General features: G+C 41.7%; 1 pseudogene. It reads right to left on the reverse strand.

Features of this window, described 5'->3' with window-relative positions:
* Positions 1-348 (reverse strand): annotated as a pseudogene (locus HC175_RS21400) (hypothetical protein); the annotation flags it as partial.

A 348-nucleotide genomic window follows, 5' to 3' on the forward strand; every position in this document is an offset into this window, starting at 1 on the left:
AGGATACAACGCATCAATTCTTTATACCTCGTCTGGGCGTTGATAATTCTCTTTGCTAGTAAAGAACGCTCTTCCCTTCTGTATTGTTCTATTGAGTTCTCCTGAAGCTTTTCGGCCACCAGCTGCACCATCTTAAAGTTCTCCTTAAAGAACTGCGGACGATAAACTTTCAGATTGCCCTCAAAACACTGCTGATCAAAATCTATAGCCCTTATCTGATATTCTACATGATCAAAATCGTGAGTAGGAATGATCACGTAATTATAGGATCTCATGTCGCCCAGAAGCCTGATAGTACAGCGCTCATTGAATTTAACGAATTGCTTGGCGATCTGCGTTTTTGCGCGT

The sequence above is a fragment of the Salinimicrobium oceani genome, from assembly GCF_012037645.1.